The 16,965-nt window shown below is 67.6% G+C and carries 16 protein-coding genes; 6 read left to right on the forward strand and 10 right to left on the reverse strand.

Going from position 1 to position 16,965, the window contains the following annotated elements; all coding sequences use genetic code 11:
* Positions 1-25: 25 nt before the first annotated feature.
* The 5 genes from DIE11_RS02630 to DIE11_RS02650 form a co-directional block, all read right to left on the reverse strand.
* The gene (locus DIE11_RS02630; protein ID WP_124621337.1) at positions 26-712 is read right to left on the reverse strand and encodes an HAD family phosphatase; all 687 of its coding nucleotides are present in this window, start codon (positions 710-712) and stop codon (positions 26-28) included.
* A 185-nt stretch (positions 713-897) separates the two neighbouring features.
* Complete coding sequence (gene iolG, locus DIE11_RS02635; protein ID WP_124621339.1) at positions 898-1,884, reverse strand: inositol 2-dehydrogenase; 987 nt, start codon at positions 1,882-1,884, stop codon at positions 898-900.
* A 132-nt stretch (positions 1,885-2,016) separates the two neighbouring features.
* Positions 2,017-2,844, reverse strand: a complete 828-nt coding sequence (locus DIE11_RS02640) for a TIM barrel protein (RefSeq protein ID WP_124621341.1) — start codon at positions 2,842-2,844, stop codon at positions 2,017-2,019.
* 39 nt (positions 2,845-2,883) lie between these two features.
* Entirely contained in the window at positions 2,884-3,918 is a 1,035-nt protein-coding gene (locus tag DIE11_RS02645) for a xylose isomerase (RefSeq protein WP_124621343.1), read from the reverse strand.
* A gap of 145 nt (positions 3,919-4,063) precedes the next feature.
* Positions 4,064-5,128 (reverse strand): LacI family DNA-binding transcriptional regulator, encoded by a 1,065-nt coding sequence (locus DIE11_RS02650; protein ID WP_124621345.1) that lies wholly within the window; start codon positions 5,126-5,128, stop codon positions 4,064-4,066.
* A 178-nt stretch (positions 5,129-5,306) separates the two neighbouring features.
* On the opposite strand from DIE11_RS02650, the gene DIE11_RS02655 reads away from it, so the two are divergent.
* Genes DIE11_RS02655 through DIE11_RS02665 form a run of 3 tightly spaced genes read left to right on the forward strand, consistent with a single transcriptional unit; the run spans position 5,307 to position 7,989 of the window.
* Entirely contained in the window at positions 5,307-6,389 is a 1,083-nt protein-coding gene (locus tag DIE11_RS02655) for a fatty acid desaturase family protein (RefSeq protein WP_124621347.1), read from the forward strand.
* Between the two features lie 36 nt (positions 6,390-6,425).
* The gene (locus DIE11_RS02660; RefSeq protein WP_124621349.1) at positions 6,426-6,734 is read left to right on the forward strand and encodes a non-heme iron oxygenase ferredoxin subunit; all 309 of its coding nucleotides are present in this window, start codon (positions 6,426-6,428) and stop codon (positions 6,732-6,734) included.
* A gap of 4 nt (positions 6,735-6,738) precedes the next feature.
* Positions 6,739-7,989, forward strand: coding sequence for an NAD(P)/FAD-dependent oxidoreductase (locus DIE11_RS02665; RefSeq protein ID WP_124621351.1), 1,251 nt, complete (start codon positions 6,739-6,741; stop codon positions 7,987-7,989).
* Positions 7,990-8,065: 76 nt separating this feature from the next.
* Here DIE11_RS02665 and DIE11_RS02670 read toward each other — a convergent pair whose 3' ends face one another.
* The 3 genes from DIE11_RS02670 to glpD form a co-directional block, all read right to left on the reverse strand.
* Positions 8,066-8,782, reverse strand: a complete 717-nt coding sequence (locus tag DIE11_RS02670; RefSeq protein ID WP_034178959.1) for an MIP/aquaporin family protein — start codon at positions 8,780-8,782, stop codon at positions 8,066-8,068.
* A gap of 91 nt (positions 8,783-8,873) precedes the next feature.
* Positions 8,874-10,376, reverse strand: a complete 1,503-nt coding sequence (gene glpK / locus DIE11_RS02675) for a glycerol kinase GlpK (RefSeq protein WP_124621353.1) — start codon at positions 10,374-10,376, stop codon at positions 8,874-8,876.
* A 105-nt stretch (positions 10,377-10,481) separates the two neighbouring features.
* Positions 10,482-12,005, reverse strand: a complete 1,524-nt coding sequence (gene glpD, locus DIE11_RS02680) for a glycerol-3-phosphate dehydrogenase (RefSeq protein ID WP_124621355.1) — start codon at positions 12,003-12,005, stop codon at positions 10,482-10,484.
* A gap of 161 nt (positions 12,006-12,166) precedes the next feature.
* On the opposite strand from glpD, the gene DIE11_RS02685 reads away from it, so the two are divergent.
* The gene (locus DIE11_RS02685) at positions 12,167-12,535 is read left to right on the forward strand and encodes a hypothetical protein (RefSeq protein WP_124621357.1); all 369 of its coding nucleotides are present in this window, start codon (positions 12,167-12,169) and stop codon (positions 12,533-12,535) included.
* Positions 12,536-12,624: 89 nt separating this feature from the next.
* Here the strand turns inward: DIE11_RS02685 and DIE11_RS02690 are convergent, their stop codons facing one another.
* Both DIE11_RS02690 and DIE11_RS02700 read right to left on the reverse strand, forming a co-directional pair.
* Entirely contained in the window at positions 12,625-12,822 is a 198-nt protein-coding gene (locus tag DIE11_RS02690; protein ID WP_059607743.1) for a hypothetical protein, read from the reverse strand.
* Between the two features lie 302 nt (positions 12,823-13,124).
* Positions 13,125-13,904, reverse strand: coding sequence for a DeoR/GlpR family DNA-binding transcription regulator (locus DIE11_RS02700; RefSeq protein ID WP_040141834.1), 780 nt, complete (start codon positions 13,902-13,904; stop codon positions 13,125-13,127).
* A gap of 223 nt (positions 13,905-14,127) precedes the next feature.
* Between DIE11_RS02700 and DIE11_RS02705 the strand changes: the two genes are divergently transcribed.
* Both DIE11_RS02705 and DIE11_RS02710 read left to right on the forward strand, forming a co-directional pair.
* Positions 14,128-15,768 (forward strand): gamma-glutamyltransferase family protein, encoded by a 1,641-nt coding sequence (locus DIE11_RS02705; protein ID WP_124621359.1) that lies wholly within the window; start codon positions 14,128-14,130, stop codon positions 15,766-15,768.
* Positions 15,769-16,081: 313 nt separating this feature from the next.
* On the forward strand, positions 16,082-16,909 hold the full coding sequence (locus DIE11_RS02710) for a ferritin-like domain-containing protein (protein ID WP_059684382.1): 828 nt from the start codon (positions 16,082-16,084) through the stop codon (positions 16,907-16,909).
* The last annotated feature ends 56 nt before the right edge of the window (positions 16,910-16,965 follow it).

Genomic DNA, 16,965 nt, shown 5'->3' on the forward strand with positions numbered 1-16,965 from the left:
CGGGCTGATCCGGCCTGTATGAAAGTCAGGACTGCACGTCGCCGAATTCGCCGCGCAGGCCGGCTTCGACGAGCGCCGGCAGTTCGTCCATCTTGCGCATGATCCGCGTGATGCCCATCGCGCGCAGCGCATCCGCGTAGTTGTCGGGGATGTGGCTCGCGCCGACGAACGCGATCGTCTTCATCCCCGCCGCACGCGCGGCATTCAACCCCGATACGCTGTCCTCGACGACGACGCAGCGCGCCGGCGCCACACCGAGCGTCTGCGCCGCATGCAGGTAGACGTCGGGGTAGGGTTTCGGCCGTGCGACCTGCTCGGAGCTGAACACGCGATCGCCGAAGATTTCGGTGAGCGACGCGCGCTTTAGCGAGTTGCGCACACGCACGAGCCGGCTGTTCGACACGACGGCGGCCGGCAGGCTGACCTTCAGCAGCGCGTCGCGCACGCCGGTGATCGGCGCGAGCGATTGCGCCAGCGCGATCTCGATGTTGCGCTCGATGGTCTCGATGAAGTCGTCGGGCATCTCGACCCCGAAGCGGGATTCGAGCCCCGTGAGGAAACGCGACGTCTGCTGGCCGAACGCCGACTTCGCGGCGGCTTCGAAATCGATGTGCGGAAAGGTGGCGGTGAGCGTGTCGAGCAGCACGCGGTCGGCGATGACTTCGCTGTCGACGAGCACGCCGTCGCAGTCGCAGATGAGGTGATCGAGCATGATGGTGAAAAAGCGGGATATCGGCGACGCCGATCGATTCGCCATGATACGTGCTTTCACGCGCATGCCGCGCGACGTTTCGGCAAATCTGCCCGATGCGGCCGTGCCGTCGCAGTATTTCGTACAGGTGTGCTGCCGATCATGCGACGATGGCGGCCCGCTTGCACGGGCCGCTATCGCTTGCGTCACATCTCGATCACGCGCCCCGTTTTCCACGACGTCATCGCGGCCTCGGCCAGCTCGAGCGCGGCGAGCCCGTCATCGATCGTGGTCCTGACCGGCGTGCCGTCGCGCAGCGCGTCGACGAAGTGCGCGATCTCGGCCGCGTACGCATGCCGGTAGCGCTCCAGGAAGAACGGCTCCGGCACGTCCGACGCGATGCCGCCGGCCAGCCACGCGCTCACCTCGGTCGGCCGCACGTTGCCGGCCTGCAGCATCCCTTTGCTGCCGAGCAGTTCGAAGCGCTGGTCGTAGCCGTAGGCCGCGCGCCGCGACGTGTTGATCTGGCACAGCAGCCCGCGCCGCGTGCGGATCGTCACGGCGGTCGAATCGATGTCGCCGGCATCGAGCACGGCCGGGTCGGTCAGGCAACTGCCGGTCGCGTGCAGCGTCTGCGCTTCGTCGCCCAGGATCCAGCGGAACACATCGAAATCGTGGATCAGCATGTCCTTGAAGATGCCGCCCGAGCTGCGGATGTAGTCGACGGGCGGTGCGCCCGGGTCGCGGCTCGTGACGACCAGCATCTCCGGCGTGCCGATCTCGCCGCGTTCGACGCGCGCCTTAAGCGCGGCGAAGGTCGGATCGAAGCGGCGCTGGAAGCCGATCATGCAGGTCACGCCGGTGCGTCGCACGACGTCCGCGCATTCGCGCGAGCGCTCGACGGTCAGGTCGACCGGCTTCTCGCAGAACACGGCCTTGCCTGCGTTCGCCGCCGCGACGATCAGGTCCGCATGCGTGTCGGTGCTCGACGCGATCACGACCGCCTGCACGGCTGCATCGCCGAGCGCGCGTTCGATATCCGCGACCTGCGCGCCGTGTGCGTGTGCGAGCGCTTCGGCCGACGGTGCGTGATGGTCGATCACGTATTTCAGTTTCGCGCGCGGATGGCGCGCGAGATTCGCCGCATGGATCTTGCCGATTCTTCCCGCGCCGAATAAAGCGAATTCGATCATTCTGTTCTCCTCTTCCGTTGAGTCCGCTGTCTTCTTCCTGTCAGGCCGGCGCCTAGCGCGCACATCGAGTGCATGGCCGCACGCGTCGTCACGTGTACGGGTCGTCACGCCGGCCGCGCACTGCGGCGACGCTCAGCAATCCGCCAGTTCGCGCCGCACATAGTCGATGCTTGCCCGCAGCCGGTCTTCGATGTCGTCGGCTTCGGCGATTTCGTTCGCGAACGGCTCGAACGAGAACGCGCCGCGGTAGCCGCGCGCGAGCAGTTCGCGCAACTGCCGGATGTTGCCGAGCCGGTCGGCGCCGCCGACCAGCACGCGATGGCCGTCGCGCATCCGGTCGACCGGCAGGCCGTCTTCGTCGACACCCGAGATGTGCACGAGGCCCGTCAGGTTCGGGAAGAAGATGTCCTCCCCCGACAGATGATGGTGGAACGTGTCGTGCACGAGCCGGAAGACCTGTTCGCCGGCCGCGGCGTAGATGCCTTTCACCGCATCGGACTTGCGGCGCAGCGCACACTCCTCGAAACCGAGCGGCTCGATGAAGCCGAGCAGGCCGCGCGCTTCGAGGATCGGCTTGAGCGCCTTCAGCGCCTTCACGAGATCCGCATGGCGCACGTCCGCGCCGCGCGTGTCGCCGCGGCTGTTGGTCGGGCACAGCACCAGCGCACGCGCGCCGCACTGCGCCGCGTAGTCGGCCAGCACGGTCGCTTCGTCCGCGCGCTCGGCGTTCCATTGCTCGAAGCGCTGCAGCGCGTTGATCGTCAGGATCGTCGCGCCGACGGCTTCGGCCGTCGCGCGCACGGTGGCGGCCGGCGTGCCGTCGACGATCTCGACGCCGTCGAGATCGTTGCGGATCTCGATCGTGTCGATGCCGAGGCGCCGGCACAGCGCGACATAGCGGTCGAGCGGCAGGCGCGGCGCGCTCATCCGGTTCAGCGAAAAATGGAATGCTTGCGTCATCGTTCTGTCCTTGCGTGTCGAGTGGGGGCGGGGGCCGGATCAGGTGCCGGTGCGAGCGGTGCCGCCGGCCGGCGGGTTTGCCGGCGGCGCGGCGAGTGCGTGCCACGTGTCGCGCAGCCAGTGCGCGCACGCGACGTTGTTGTCGAAGATCGAATAGCGTGCGCCGCCGCCGTAGTCGGGAAACGGGATGAACTCGCAACTGATCTGCTCGAGCCGCGCCGGCCGAGCGTGAGCCTGCGATTGCAGCAACTGGCGCAGTGCGGTTTTCCACGTGTCGAGCAGTGCCGCGCGCCATTCGCCGTGATAGGCGCCCGGTGCCGGCGCGACGAACGGATACTGGATGCCGCGGCCGGACCGGCCGTCCGCGCGGCGCATCCAGCGGTTCTCGGGATTGTTCGGAATCACGCTGCGCGCATGCGCGTGCCGAACCCAGCCGCGCGCGATCCAGTCGGCGTAGATGGCGGCCGGCGACGCAGGGTCGAGCACGAGGCTGCCGCTGTCGACCCGTTCGCGAATGCCCGATGCGTCGAGTTCGGCGCGATTGCCGATCTTGAACAGCAGGTGCGAATGATCGAGCGTGATCCGGAACGGCGCGCCGGCCTGCTCGACATGCCGCGCGACACGCGCGACGCGCGTGAAGTCCTCGCTCCACATGTCGACGTGTACTTCGAGGCTCGGCAGGCAGCCGACCGGCTCGCCGCGTTCGTACGTACGCAGGTAGAAATCGGCGACTTCGCGGTCCGACAGCGGATGGCCGTCCGCGTGATGCGCGTATAGCTGGCAGTTGAGCACCGTGCTGCCGAACCGCGCGCCGGCATCGACGATTTCGGCGACATGCGGTTCGTCATGGCCCGCGCGCCAGATGCCGCCGATCACGCGAATCGGCAGCGCGTGGCGTTCAACCAGCGCGAAATACGGCGACAGATCTTCGCCGCGCGCCGGGTTCTTTTCGACGTAGTCGAACACGCCGGTGCCGGCGATCATCCGGAAGCGTTCGGCGGGCACCGGCAACGGCAGGCCGTCGTGTTCGAGCACGCCGTCGAGGTTCACGCCGATGAGGATCGGTTCAGCCATCGTCTCCTGTCCGTTGTTGTGCTGGGGATGGCTGTCCAATGTACGGATGCGCCGCGCGGGCTGCATGGCAAACGTTGACGAAAAAACGCCAATGCGCCGGTCGATTTTTTTCGCCACGCGCGTGCGCCGCGATGCGCGGCGCCATTCAAGGCTGCAGGTAGGCGCTCGTCCTCACGTTCGCTGCACAGAACACGCGGAATTCGACCGGGTCGCCCGGCGGCGGCTGTTCGACGATCCCGCATGCATGTAACACGTGCTGCAGCGCGGAAATCGCCTGTCCGTCCGGATCCTGGTCGATCGCGAGATCCATCGCGCCGGCGTCGATGAAGGTGCGGTGCTCGTCGAGCATCTCGTGCCCGATCCAGACCACGCGGCCGGTCGCGCCGGCCTTGCGCAGCGCCGCTTCGATGCCGGCCGAGCCGGCGCCGCTGTTGTAGATCGCGACCACGTCGTCGTGTGCCTGCAGTGCCTTCGTCACCGCGCGGTAGCAGCGGTCGTCCTGGTCGAGCGTCTCGACCGGCTCGCCGTCGCAGCGCAGCGTGGCGAACGCGTCGGCGAGCTGGTCCCGGCAGCCGGCCATCCGGTCGGCATGCGCGCGGTAGCCCATGCGGCCGCCGAGCAGCAGCACGCGGCCGGGGCGTGCCGCCAGGCGGCCGACGTAGTAGCCGGCCGTGCGCCCGGCGCGGTAGTTGTCGATGCCCGCGTAGTGCACGCGATCGATGCCGCCGATGTCGGTGACCATCGTAACGACAGTTTCGCCGCGCGCGATCGCGCCGGCCAGTGCATCGCGCACGCGGGCGGTGTCGCGTGCCGTGATGATCAGCGCCGCGCGCCGGTATGCGGGCCGTTCGATCAGAGCGGCGGCGCGTTCGTCGTCCGCGGCGGGCAGGATCGTCCGGTGCACGACCACGCGCCGGTCGAGCATCTGCAGCGAGCGCTGCAGCGCCTGCTGCAGCCGCCGGAAGAACGGCGCGTCGGTGTCCGGCAGCAGCACGTCGACGTGGATCAGCCCGTGCCGCGTGTCGGGCAGTTGCCGCGGCACGCCGAGCTGCCGCGCCGCCGCGACCACGCGCTCGCGCGCCTGCGCCGACACGCTGCCGCGCTCGTTCAGCACGCGGTCGACGGTGGTCGTGCTGACGCCCGCGAGCGCCGCGATCTCGTCGAAGCGCGCGGTGCGCTTGCGCCAGCGCGGCCCGGATTCACCTGCCATGGTCGTCTCCAACGTCGTGGTCGCCATCATCGGGTGCGTGGCGCTGCCAGGAACGCTAAAACGATGGCGAAATTTCGTCAACGTTTCGATTGAGCGGGGGCGGCCGGTCGCCTAATTTTGGTTCCATGGGGGACGCGCTTGCAGCGCTTCCCGCGCACAGGCAAACCAGGAGACACGAGTGGCCCATACCGACGACCAGGCGCGCGATCGCACGGCGGCGCGCCGTCAGGAATACCGAATGATCGGCGGCGCCGGCGAGCGCGCGCACGCGGCGGGTCTCGTCAACGCCGAGTGGTACCGGTGCGCGATGCCGCGGCCGCTGATGAAGCAGTTGATGCAGCGCAGCGACGCGCGTGCGATCCGCGACACGCTGATCTGGTATGCGGCGATCGCGGCCAGCGGCGTGCTCGCGTGGCTGGCCTGGCGCGCGCATTCGGCGTGGGCGATCCCGGCGTTCTTCGTGTACGGCACGCTCTACTGCAGCCCGGCCGACTCGCGCTGGCACGAATGCGGGCACGGCACTGCGTTTCGCACGCGCTGGATGAACGACGCGCTGTACCAGGTCGCGTCGTTCCAGGTGTTCCGCCGCGCGACGGCGTGGCGCTGGAGCCATGCGCGCCATCACACCGACACGCTGGTCGTCGGGCGCGATCCGGAAATCGCCGCGCCGAAGCCGACCGACTGGCTCGCGCTCGCGCTGAACGTCGTCGCGCTGAAGCATGTGGCCGGCGAACTGCGCAAGATGATTGCGGCCGCGTTCACTGGCCGGCTTGACGACGAGGAGCGCACCTACGTGCCCGAGTCGGAATGGCCGAAGGTCGTGCGCGAGGCGCGCATCCATATGGCGGTCTATGCGCTCGTGGCCGGTGCGTCGCTGTACTGGCACACGCTCCTGCCGCTGCTCTACATCGGCTTGCCGAGCCTCTACGGCGCGTGGCTGTACCTGTACTTCGGCCTCACGCAGCACGCAGGCATGCCCGAGAACGTGCTCGATCACCGGCGCAATTGCCGCACCGTGATGATGAATCCGGTGTTCCGCTTCCTGTACTGGAACATGAACTACCACGTCGAGCACCACATGTTCCCGATGGTGCCGTTCCACGCGCTGCCGAAGCTGCACGAGGCCGTGAAGGCCGACATGCCGCCGCCGTACCGCAGCACGCTCGCCGCGTATGCGGAGATCGTGCCGGCGCTGGTCCGGCAGACGCGCGACCCGTCCCATTACGTCGTGCGGCCGGTGCCGGACGCGGCGCACGCGTGATCGACATCGAACAACCCAAACAAGGAGACACGCATCATGACGCAATGGATCGACACCGGCGCGCTCGACGACATCGACGACGAGGACGTCGCGCGCTTCGATCACGCAGGCCACACATACGCGATCTACCGGATCGATGGCCAGGTTTATGCAAGCGACGGCCTGTGCACGCACGAGAACGTGCATCTCGCGGACGGGCTTGTGATCGACCACGTGATCGAATGCCCGAAGCACAACGGCCGCTTCGATGTGCGCGACGGCCGGCCGCTGTCCGCGCCCGCATGCGAGAAGCTGCGCACGTACCGTGCGAAGATCGAGGGCGGTCGCGTCCTGATCGAGGTGTGATGCGATGACGAACCACCGTGTGATGGCGATCGTCGGTGCGAGCCATGCGGGCGGCCGCGCGGCGCAGGTGCTGCGCGAGTCCGGCTGGCACGGGCGCATCGTGCTGATCGGCGCGGAGTCGCACCTGCCGTACGAGCGGCCGCCGTTGTCGAAGGGCGTGCTGACGGGCGAGCGCAGCGCGGCGCAGTGCCGGTTGCGCGATCCGGACGCATGGGCGGCCGACGGCATCGAGCTGATCGTCGCGACGGTCGAGCGCATCGATCCGCACGCACGCGAAGTGCGCGTATCCGGCGACCGGGTGTTCTTCTACGACGCGCTGCTGCTCGCGACCGGCGCTCGCGCGCGCCGCCTCGCGATTCCGGGCGCGGCGCTCGACGGCGTGTTTGCATTGCGTACGCTCGACGACGCGGCGGCACTCGGCACGCGGCTCGTGCCCGACGCACGGATCGTGCTGATCGGCGGCGGCTTCATCGGTCTCGAAGTCGCGGCGTCGGCGCGGCTGCGCGGCTGCCGCGTGACCGTGGTCGACGCCGCGCCGCGCCTGCTCGGACGCGCGGTGCCGGAGACGATCGCGGCGCGCGTGCAGGCGCTTCACGAGGAGCAGGGCGTGGCGATCCGCGTGAACCGGAAACCCGTTGCGATCGAGCGGACCCCGGGCGGCGCGCTGGCAGTCGTGCTCGACGACGGCGACACGCTGATTGCCGATACGGTCGTGGCCGGCATCGGCATCGAACCGGCTGACGAGCTGGCGCGCGACGCGGGCCTCGCGGTCGATCGCGGCATCGTCGTGAACGCTCGGCTCGAGACGTCGGCGCGCGGCATCTATGCGGCCGGCGACGTCGCGGTGTTTCCGAGTGCGTTGTCGGGGCGATCGGTCCGGCAGGAGACATGGCACGGCGCCGAGACCCAGGCACGCGCCGCCGCGCGCAACATGCTCGGCGCCGACGAACCGTATCGAGCGATGGCATGGTTCTGGTCGGATCAATACGATGCGCAGTTGCAGGTGGCAGGGGAGCCGGCGCTCGGTGAACGGTCGGTTGCGCGCGTGCTCGGCGACGATGCGGAAATCCACTTTCATTTCGACGCGGGCGGACTGCTCGTCGCAGCGAGCGGTTTCGGCCGCGCGTCAGGATTCGTCAAGGAGATGAAGCTGGCGAGGATGCTGGTCGAACGCGGCGCCGCGGTGGTGCCCGCGGTGGTCGCCGACGCGAACCTGAAGCTGAAATCGCTGTTGCCGGCGTCGGCCTGCGGGTAGGCGGAACGTGCAATGAAAAACAGCCCGCGGCCTTCCGGCACGCGGGCTGTGTTGCTTCGTCGATGGACGGGCCGCGTCAGTGCGGCACGTGCAGTTGCAGATAGAGCACGGCTGCGAGCGAGCCGCCGATCAGCGGGCCGACCACCGGGATCCACGCATAGCGCCAGTCGCTGTCGCGCTTGCCGGGAATCGGCAGCAGCGCATGCATGAGGCGCGGCGCGAGGTCGCGCGCGGGGCTCATCGCATAGCCGGTCGGGCCGCCGAGGGAGATGCCGATGCCGAGCACGAGCAGGCCGACGGGCAGCGCGTCGAGTGCGCCGAGGCCGACCTGCGGCGATGCGAGATACAGCACGCCTAGGATCAGCACGAACGTGCAGATCGCCTCGGTCAGCACGTTGTGCCGGACGCTGCGAATCGCGGGCGCCGTGCAGAACACCGCGAGCTTCAGGTCCGCATCGGCTTCCTTCGCGAAGTGCTGGCGATACGCGAGCCACACGAGCAGTGCGCCCGCCATCCCGCCGAGCATCTGCGCGAGAATGTAGCCGCCGACTTTCGACCACGCGAACTTGCCCGCGAGCGCGAGGCTGATCGTCACGATCGGGTTCAGGTGCGCGCCGCTGAACGACGCGGTCACGTAGACGGCGACGAATACGGCCATCGCCCAGCCCCACACGATCACGATCAGGTCCGCGCCCTTGCCCTTGGTCTTGGCAAGCAGCACGTTGGCGACCGCGCCGTTGCCGAGCAGCACGAGGATCGCCGTGCCGATGAATTCTGCAATATAAGGTGACATGCTTGTCTCTCGTATGTCGCGGCGGACTCGCGCGTCGCGCGGTCCGCCGGTGTTGTTTTAATTCGTTCGGATTGCTTCTGGTTGCCGCGGGTTACTGCGTGTCGTCGGCCCACGCCTTGGCGGCGCGCACCGCGCGTTGCCAGCCGGCCATGCAGCGCTCGACCTGCTCCTTCGGCATCGACGGGGAGAAGCGGCGATCGAGCTGCCACTGGCTGCGCACTTCGTCGAGGTTCTTCCAGTAGCCGATCGCGAGGCCCGCGAGGTAGGCCGCGCCGAGCGCGGTCGTCTCGGTGATCTGCGGTCGCACCGCGTCGACGCCGAGCAGGTCGGCCTGGAACTGCATCAGCAGATTGTTCGCGCTCGCGCCGCCGTCGACGCGCAGCTCGCCGATGCTGATGCCGGAGTCGGCTTCCATCGCGGCCAGCACGTCGAGCGACTGGTAAGCGATCGCGTCGAGCGCCGCGCGCGCGAGGTGAGCGGACGTCGTGCCGCGCGTGACGCCGAACACCGAACCGCGCGCCCGTGCGTTCCAGTGCGGCGCGCCGAGGCCCGCGAACGCCGGCACGAGATAGACGCCGTCGGTATGCGGCACGCTCGCGGCGAGCGCTTCGATCTCGGCGGCCGACTTGATGATGCCGACGCCGTCGCGCAGCCACTGCACGACCGCGCCCGCGATGAAGATGCTGCCTTCGAGCGCGTACTGCACGTCGTCGCCGATCTGCCAGGCGATCGTCGTGACGAGGTTGTTCTTCGACTCGATCGGCTTGTCGCCGGTGTTCATCATCAGGAAGCAGCCGGTGCCGTAGGTGTTCTTCACCATGCCCGACGTCGTGCACATCTGGCCGAACAGCGCCGCGTGCTGGTCGCCGGCGATGCCCGCGAGCGGGATCTTCGACGCGAACACCGTGGTTTTCGTATGGCCGTAGATTTCCGACGACGCCTTCACTTCCGGCAGCATGCTGCGCGGGATGTCGAGCAGTTCCAGCAGCTCGCTGTCCCACTCGCGCGTGTGGATGTTGAACAGCATCGTGCGCGATGCGTTGGTCACGTCGGTCACGTGCAGTTCGTGCTTCGTGAAGTTCCACACGAGCCAGCTGTCGACGGTGCCGAACGCGAGCTTGCCCTGGCGCGCCTTGTCGCGCGCACCCGGCACGTTGTCGAGGATCCAGCGGATCTTGGTCGCGGAGAAGTACGAGTCGATCGGCAGGCCGGTCTTCGCGCGTACCTTGGCTTCGAGGCCCTGCTTCTTCAGCGCATCGCAGAAGTCGGCGGTGCGGCGGTCCTGCCACACGATCGCGTTGTAGACGGGCTGGCCCGTCTCGCGATCCCAGACGATCGTCGTCTCGCGCTGGTTGGTGATCCCGATCGCGGCGATCGACGTGCCGTTCAGGCCCGTGCGCGTGACCGCTTCGGCGGCGACGCCCGCTTGCGTCGACCAGATTTCCTGCGGGTCGTGCTCGACCCAGCCGGGTTGCGGGTAGATCTGTTCGAATTCCTTCTGGGCGATCGATACGATGTTGCCCTGGCGATCGAACAGCATCGCGCGGGAGCTCGTCGTGCCCTGGTCAAGCGCGAGGATGTACTGATCCTGCATGTCTCTCATCTCCATCCGTGGATTGGCGTAGTTGTGATGCGCGCCGCATGTTACGCGGCGCGTCGGTGAATCAACATCGGTCAGGCAAATGCAACTGCAAACGAATCATGCGTGCGGCGCATGTACGGCGGCGAACCACGCGTCGACCGCGGCCGTCACTGCGTCGAGCGTGCCCGGCGCGACGTGCAGGCCGAGCTTGGAGCGGCGCCACAGCACGTCCTGCGCGCAGGTCGCCCATTCGGCGTCGCGCAGGTAGCGCAGTTCGGCATCGTGGATGCCCGGCGCGATCTCGGCGCCGAGGTCGGCGAGCGACGTCGCGCCCTCGACCACGCGTTCCGCGCGCGTGCCGTACGCGCGCGCGTAGCGGCGTGCGAGTGCGGCGGGCAGCCACGGATGGCGCTTCGCGAACTGCGCGGCGAACGCGTCGAACTTCGCATCGGCGATGTCGCCGCCCGGCAGCGCGACGCCGGCCGTCCAGGTCTTCGCGTCGCGGCCGAGCGCGCGGCACAGCATGTCGCCGGCTTCTTCCGCGAGCTTGCGGAACGTCGTGATCTTGCCGCCGAACACCGACAGCAGCGGGGCGCCCGCGCCGTCGTCCAGCTCGAGGCGGTAGTCGCGCGTGACGGCCGATGCGTTCGCGGCGTTCTCGTCTTCCAGCAGCGGGCGCACGCCCGAGTAGGTCCAGTGCACGTCGGCCGGCGAGATCTTGCGCTTGAAGTAGCGGTTGATCGACTCGCACAGGTACTGCGTCTCGTCGCGATCGATCGCGACCTTCGCGGGATCGTTCGTGTATTCGACGTCGGTCGTGCCGATCAGCGTGAAATCGTGTTCGTACGGAATCGCGAAGATGATCCGCTTGTCCGGGTTCTGGAAGATGTACGCGTGGTCGTGATCGAACAGGCGGCGCGTGATGATGTGGCTGCCCTTCACGAGCCGCACGCTGTGCTGCGCGCCGCGGCCGAGCGCGCCGTGCAGCACGTCGCCGACCCACGGGCCGGCCGCGTTCGCGATCGCACGCGCATGCACGACGCGGATCGACCCGTCGGCGTGCTGCAGCCGCGCTTCCCATTCGTCGCCGCGGCGTTCGGCTGACACCAGCTTCGTGCGCGTCAGGATCTCGGCGCCGCGCTCCTTCGCATCCATCGCGTTCAGCACGACGAGGCGCGCGTCGTCGACCCAGCCGTCCGAATAGACGAAGCCGCGCTTGATCGAATCGATCAGCGGCGCGCCGGCCGCATGGCGGCGCATGTCGATGCCGCGCGAGCCGGGCAGCAGTTCGCGTTTCGCGAGGTGATCGTAAAGGAACAGGCCGATGCGGATCAGCCAGGCCGGACGCAGGTTCGGCATGTGCGGCATCACGAAGCGCAGCGGCCACATGATGTGCGGCGCCGCGCGCAGCAGCGTCTCGCGCTCCTGCAGCGCCTTGCGCACGAGCCCGAACTCGTTGTATTCGAGGTAGCGCAGGCCGCCGTGAATCAGCTTCGTGCTGGACGACGACGTGTGCGATGCGAGATCGTCCTGCTCGCAGAGCATGACCGACAGGCCGCGGCCGGCCGCATCGCGCGCGATGCCAGCGCCGTTGATGCCGCCGCCGACGACGAGCAGATCGTAGCGATTCGGTTGGGTCACCTGCTGTCCTTATCGTCTGATGGAAATGGATGAACAGAAAATGTTCGAATTCGAAATTTAACGAACGAAATCGAAAAAGTAAAGTTCGAAAAGCGGGGCCAGTAGCGCGCGACACGATCCCGGACGATACTGGCGGAATCGACCGTTTCGCGAGGTGAATCATGCGTATTGGGATGTGGGCCGGCGTGTGCGCCGTCCTTCTGGCGGGGTGCAGTGCCGGCATGCCGCCGCTCGTCGGCAACTGGCGCACGCCGTCGTTCGTCGACCTGCAGACGTCGTGCGGCGGCACGGCGCGCGACTGGGGCGCGGACGCGCAGCCGGTCTACGCGACGCTGTACGACGCGTATGTGGCGAAACGGTATCGCGGGCTGACCGAAGCGAACTATTGTGCGTTCGTAAACGAACTTTCGACGCGCTATGCGGCGCCTGATGCGGCGGCGCGTGCCGGCTGGATCGCGTATTTCAACGGCGCGCGTGCGCAGGCCATCAGCTGGCGGGCGGCGGTCGATCCGACGTTGCGCGGCGGCTGAAGCAGGCCGCGACGGGCTGGCGGCGGGTGCGGGAACGGCCGCGCGGCCCGGAATCCGGGCCGCGCGGTCAGGTCAGGAGCGGTGTGGTTTTACGAATAGCGGTATTTGATGGATCGCAGCGCGGCGTCGCCGGTTTCGGTCACGCAGTATTTGCGCCCCGATCCGAGTGCTTCCAGGCGAACGAGCTGCTGTTCGAGCAGTGCGTCGATCTCGTCCCGATCCATGTTGGTTTGATCGGGGGCGTCTTTCACAAGCAATAGCGTGGCGAATTCATGCGGACTCAGCATCGTTCTCTCCATGGCGACCAGTCAGCCCGCGCGGCCGGCGTAAAAACCGACGCGCGATACCCATCGGGATATGGCTTGGGGGGAAAGCTGTATTCGCCGGCCATGCCATTCGTCCGCGCCCTGGCACAGGCGGAACGGTCGAACGGGCCGGGGAACTGGAGTCTAGTCGAGCGCGCGGGCAACGACAAATCGTGCCCCGTTAATTTTCCCTTTGACAGCCGGGCCGCGCGCAAGCGGTTTGCTTGCGACGCCAACTTCTTGATTTCACTTGAAGTTTCGGGTGCGGTGCAGCATCGGTGCGGTCATTCCGCGACGTACACCTGGGTGCCGGCGGCCGCCACCGTATCGGCCATCTCGGGGGGCAGCGGCTTGTCGGTGAAGAGCGCGTGCACCTGGCTCAGATGGCCCTGGCGCACCAGCGCGGGCCGGCCGACCTTCGAATGGTCGGCCACGAGGTAGACCGTGCGCGCATGCTGCATGATCGCCTCGGCCACGCGCACCTCGCGCGTGTCGAAGTCGCGCAGCGTGCCGTCGGCCTCGATCGCCGACGTGCCGATGATCGCGTAGTCGACCTTGAACTGGCGGATGAAGTCGATCGCGAGTTCGCCGACGATCCCCTTGTCCCACGGCCGCACGATGCCGCCCGTGATCAGCACCTCGCAGTCGGGGTAGCCGCTCATCATCGACGCAACGTTCAGGTTGTTCGTGATCACGTGCAGCCCATGGTGGCGGTTCAGCGCGCGCGCAACTTCCTCGGTGGTGGTGCCGAGGTTGATGAACAGCGATGCCTGGTCGGGTATGTGCGACGCGGCGAGCGCCGCGATGCGCCGCTTCTCGTCGTGGAACATCCGCTGGCGCGCGGTGTACGACACGTTCTCCGAGCTGGTCGGCAGGCTCGCGCCGCCGTGGTAGCGGCGCAGCAGGTTCAGGTCGGCGAGCCAGTTCACGTCGCGGCGGATCGTCTGCGGCGTGACCGCGAAGTGCGCGGCGAGATCGTCGACGGTCACGAAGCCGTCACGCTGCACCCATTCGAGCAGTTCCTGCTGGCGCGCGTTGAGGGTGAGGCGGGGATCTCGGGTCATGGCTCGGCGGTCAGGTCGTGAGGCGGAGCGGGTATTGTAAGGGCGGGAAGGGCGTTCGACCGGCCTCCGGCATATCACTGTGCGGAATTCATGCGTAAAGCACATGTATTCATGTGACAAATGAATTTGTGCGATCGCGCGGATCGCGCTGCAATGGCGGACTGTCCGCGCGCACCGGTCGTGCGTCCGGCGCGTTCATTCAGCTTTCGACGAGGTGCAACCGATGACTGGCTTCAACTGGCACAACCCGTATCCGACGACCCGCATTCCGGTGTTCGCGCGCAACGTCGTGTCGACGTCGCACCCGCTCGCGGCGCAGGCCGGTCTGCGGATGCTGTGGAAGGGCGGCAATGCCGTGGATGCGGCGCTGGCCGCGGCGGCCGCGATCACGGTGGTCGAGCCCGTGTCGTGCGGGCTCGGAGGCGATGCGTTCGCGCTCGTGTGGGACGGCGAGCGGCTGTCGGGGTTGAATGCATCGGGCGTCGCGCCGGCCGCGTGGAACCCCGAATACTTCCGCCAGCGCCACGGCGAGGACGCACGCGGCATCGCGAACAAGCCGACGCGCGGCTGGGACACCGTCACGGTGCCGGGCGTGATCGCGGGCTGGGAAGCGCTGCACGCGAAGTTCGGTTCGCTGCCGTTCGCGGACCTGCTCGAGCCGGCGATCGAGATCGCCGAGCGCGGCTATTCGGTGTCGCCGATCGTCGCGCACAAGTGGGCGGCCGCGGTGCCCGAGCTGCAGGCGCTGCCGGGCTTCGCCGATACCTTCATGCCGCGCGGGCGCGCGCCGCTCGTCGGCGAGCGCATGTGCCTGCCGGGCCACGCGCGGACGCTGCGCACCCTCGCGAAGGACGGTCCGCGCGCGTTCTACGAGGGCGCGCTCGCCGGGCAGATCGCGGCATTCGCGCGCGAAGGCGGCGGCGCGCTGACCGAAGCCGACCTGCGTGCGTACCGTCCGGAATGGGTCGAGCCGATCGGCAAGCGCTTCGGCCGGCACACGATTCACGAGATTCCGCCGAACGGGCAGGGCATCGCGGCGCTGATCGCGCTCGGGATCGCCGAACATGCGGGCGTGGCCGAATGGCCGGTCGATTCGGCCGACTCGCAGCACCTGCAGATCGAGGCGATGAAGCTCGCGTTCGCGGACGTCTATCGCTACGTCGCCGATCCGCGCGCGATGGACGTGACGCCCGCGCAGATGCTCGACGACGCGTATCTCGCGGAACGCGCGAAGCTGATCGATCGCGCGCGCGCGACGCACTTCGCTGCCGGCCGGCCGCATTCGGGCGGCACGATCTATCTGTCCGCGGCGGACGAGCGCGGGATGATGGTGAGCTTCATTCAGTCGAACTACATGGGTTTCGGTTCGGGGCTCGTCGTGCCGGGTACCGGCATTGCGTTGCAGAACCGCGGGCACGGCTTCTCGATGGACCCGGCGTCGCCGAACGTGGTCGCGGGCGGCAAGCGGCCGTTTCATACGATCATCCCGGCGTTCGTCACCGAGGAAGTCGATGGCCGCACCGAGGCGGCGATGAGTTTCGGCGTAATGGGCGGCGACATGCAGCCGCAGGGCCACCTGCAGACCGTCGTGCGGATGCTGGGCTACGGGCAGCAGCCGCAGGCCGCCTGCGACGCGCCGCGCTGGAAGGTCAATCGCGACTTCACGCTCGACGTCGAGTCGACGATGAATCGCGAGACGGTCGATGCGCTCGCCGCGCGCGGTCATACAATCAAATCGATCGACGATCCTTACATGGATTTCGGCTCGGGGCAGTTCGTGTGGCGGCTCGATCGCGACGATCCCGAGCGCGGCTACGTGGCCGCGAGCGACAGCCGCCGCGACGGTCTCGCGGCCGGTTTCTGACGGAACGCTTCCGGTCTTGCGCTCGACGGGCGGCCGGATGGCCGCCCGTTTTGCTTGACGCAGCGCATCTCATCGAACGCGCGCACCCGGTTCGAACAACTCATCTAACGAACCGCAGCATGCGCGGTGGAACTGCGCCCGTCGGCTATGGTCAGTGCTTTGAAGCACGAACATAAAAGTCCGGCTAAGATGCCAGAATGGTTCGGCCGGACCAACTCACTAAAAATGCAAGCAAAACGTCGCCTGCGGGCGCGCCGGGCCTGTGCCGAAGATCGGGGCCGGCCGGCCGCGCGACGACTGGGAGCGCACCACCATGCCTACTGAAACGACGCATGTCATGCCGTGGCGTATCGAGGACATCGACCTGAACCGGATCGATCGTCAGCGCGCCGCCGCGAATGAGGATCTGCTGCTGTTGCTGTGCGCGTCGTCGTTCATCGAAAGCGGCTCGGATCTCTACACGAGCAACCTGAGCGAGTTCTTCAACGACGATCCGGAAGTGTCCGCGTGGCTCAACAATGCGTGGGAGCACGAGGAACTGCAGCACGGGCGCGCGCTGAAGGCGTACATCGCGCACGTGTGGCCCGAGTTCGACTGGGATACCGCTTTCGCGAATTTCTTCGCCGAGTATTCGAAGACCTGCTCGGTCGACGCGTTCGAGAAGACCCGTGCGCTCGAGATGGTCGCGCGCTGCGTGGTCGAGACGGGCACGGCCACGCTCTATCGCGCGATCAACGAATGCTCGGACGAGCCGGTGCTGAAGGAAATCACCGACAACATCCGCACGGACGAAGTGCGTCACTACAAGCACTTCTTCAAGTTCTTCAAGAAGTACAACAAGCTCGAAGGCAACGGTCGGCTCGCGGTGCTCGGCGCGCTGATGCGCCGTGTGATGGAAATCAAGAACGAGGATTCCGAGATCGCGCTGCGCCACGTATTCGCGATCCGCTACCCGGATCGTGTCGGCGACAATCAATACAACCGCGAGCGCGCTGCGCGCATCAGCTCGCTCGTGCGTCGCAACCTGTCGGCCGACATGTGCGTGAAGATGCTGCTCAAGCCGCTCGACCTGCCCGCGAAGATCCAGCCGAGTGTCCACTATCCGCTGACGAAGATCACGCGGCACGTGTTCATGCGCTGAATGTCGCCGCGCGGTCCGGCGGCGCGCGTATGCTTCGGCATCATCGTCTGCTTCTC

Source organism: Burkholderia sp. Bp9012 (assembly GCF_003853825.1).
Lineage (GTDB): Bacteria > Pseudomonadota > Gammaproteobacteria > Burkholderiales > Burkholderiaceae > Burkholderia > Burkholderia diffusa.

Excerpts from the sequence above, each read along its gene's own strand:
- DIE11_RS02630 (WP_124621337.1), bottom strand. The coding sequence starts at position 712 with ATGCTCGATCACCTCATCTGCGACTGCGACGGCGTGCTCGTCGACAGC.
- iolG (WP_124621339.1), bottom strand. The coding sequence starts at position 1,884 with ATGATCGAATTCGCTTTATTCGGCGCGGGAAGAATCGGCAAGATCCAT.
- DIE11_RS02640 (WP_124621341.1), bottom strand. The coding sequence starts at position 2,844 with ATGACGCAAGCATTCCATTTTTCGCTGAACCGGATGAGCGCGCCGCGC.
- DIE11_RS02645 (WP_124621343.1), bottom strand. The coding sequence starts at position 3,918 with ATGGCTGAACCGATCCTCATCGGCGTGAACCTCGACGGCGTGCTCGAA.
- DIE11_RS02650 (WP_124621345.1), bottom strand. The coding sequence starts at position 5,128 with ATGGCAGGTGAATCCGGGCCGCGCTGGCGCAAGCGCACCGCGCGCTTC.
- DIE11_RS02660 (WP_124621349.1), top strand. The coding sequence starts at position 6,426 with ATGACGCAATGGATCGACACCGGCGCGCTCGACGACATCGACGACGAG.
- DIE11_RS02665 (WP_124621351.1), top strand. The coding sequence starts at position 6,739 with ATGACGAACCACCGTGTGATGGCGATCGTCGGTGCGAGCCATGCGGGC.
- DIE11_RS02670 (WP_034178959.1), bottom strand. The coding sequence starts at position 8,782 with ATGTCACCTTATATTGCAGAATTCATCGGCACGGCGATCCTCGTGCTG.
- glpK (WP_124621353.1), bottom strand. The coding sequence starts at position 10,376 with ATGCAGGATCAGTACATCCTCGCGCTTGACCAGGGCACGACGAGCTCC.
- DIE11_RS02685 (WP_124621357.1), top strand. The coding sequence starts at position 12,167 with ATGCGTATTGGGATGTGGGCCGGCGTGTGCGCCGTCCTTCTGGCGGGG.
- DIE11_RS02690 (WP_059607743.1), bottom strand. The coding sequence starts at position 12,822 with ATGCTGAGTCCGCATGAATTCGCCACGCTATTGCTTGTGAAAGACGCC.
- DIE11_RS02700 (WP_040141834.1), bottom strand. The coding sequence starts at position 13,904 with ATGACCCGAGATCCCCGCCTCACCCTCAACGCGCGCCAGCAGGAACTG.
- DIE11_RS02705 (WP_124621359.1), top strand. The coding sequence starts at position 14,128 with ATGACTGGCTTCAACTGGCACAACCCGTATCCGACGACCCGCATTCCG.
- DIE11_RS02710 (WP_059684382.1), top strand. The coding sequence starts at position 16,082 with ATGCCTACTGAAACGACGCATGTCATGCCGTGGCGTATCGAGGACATC.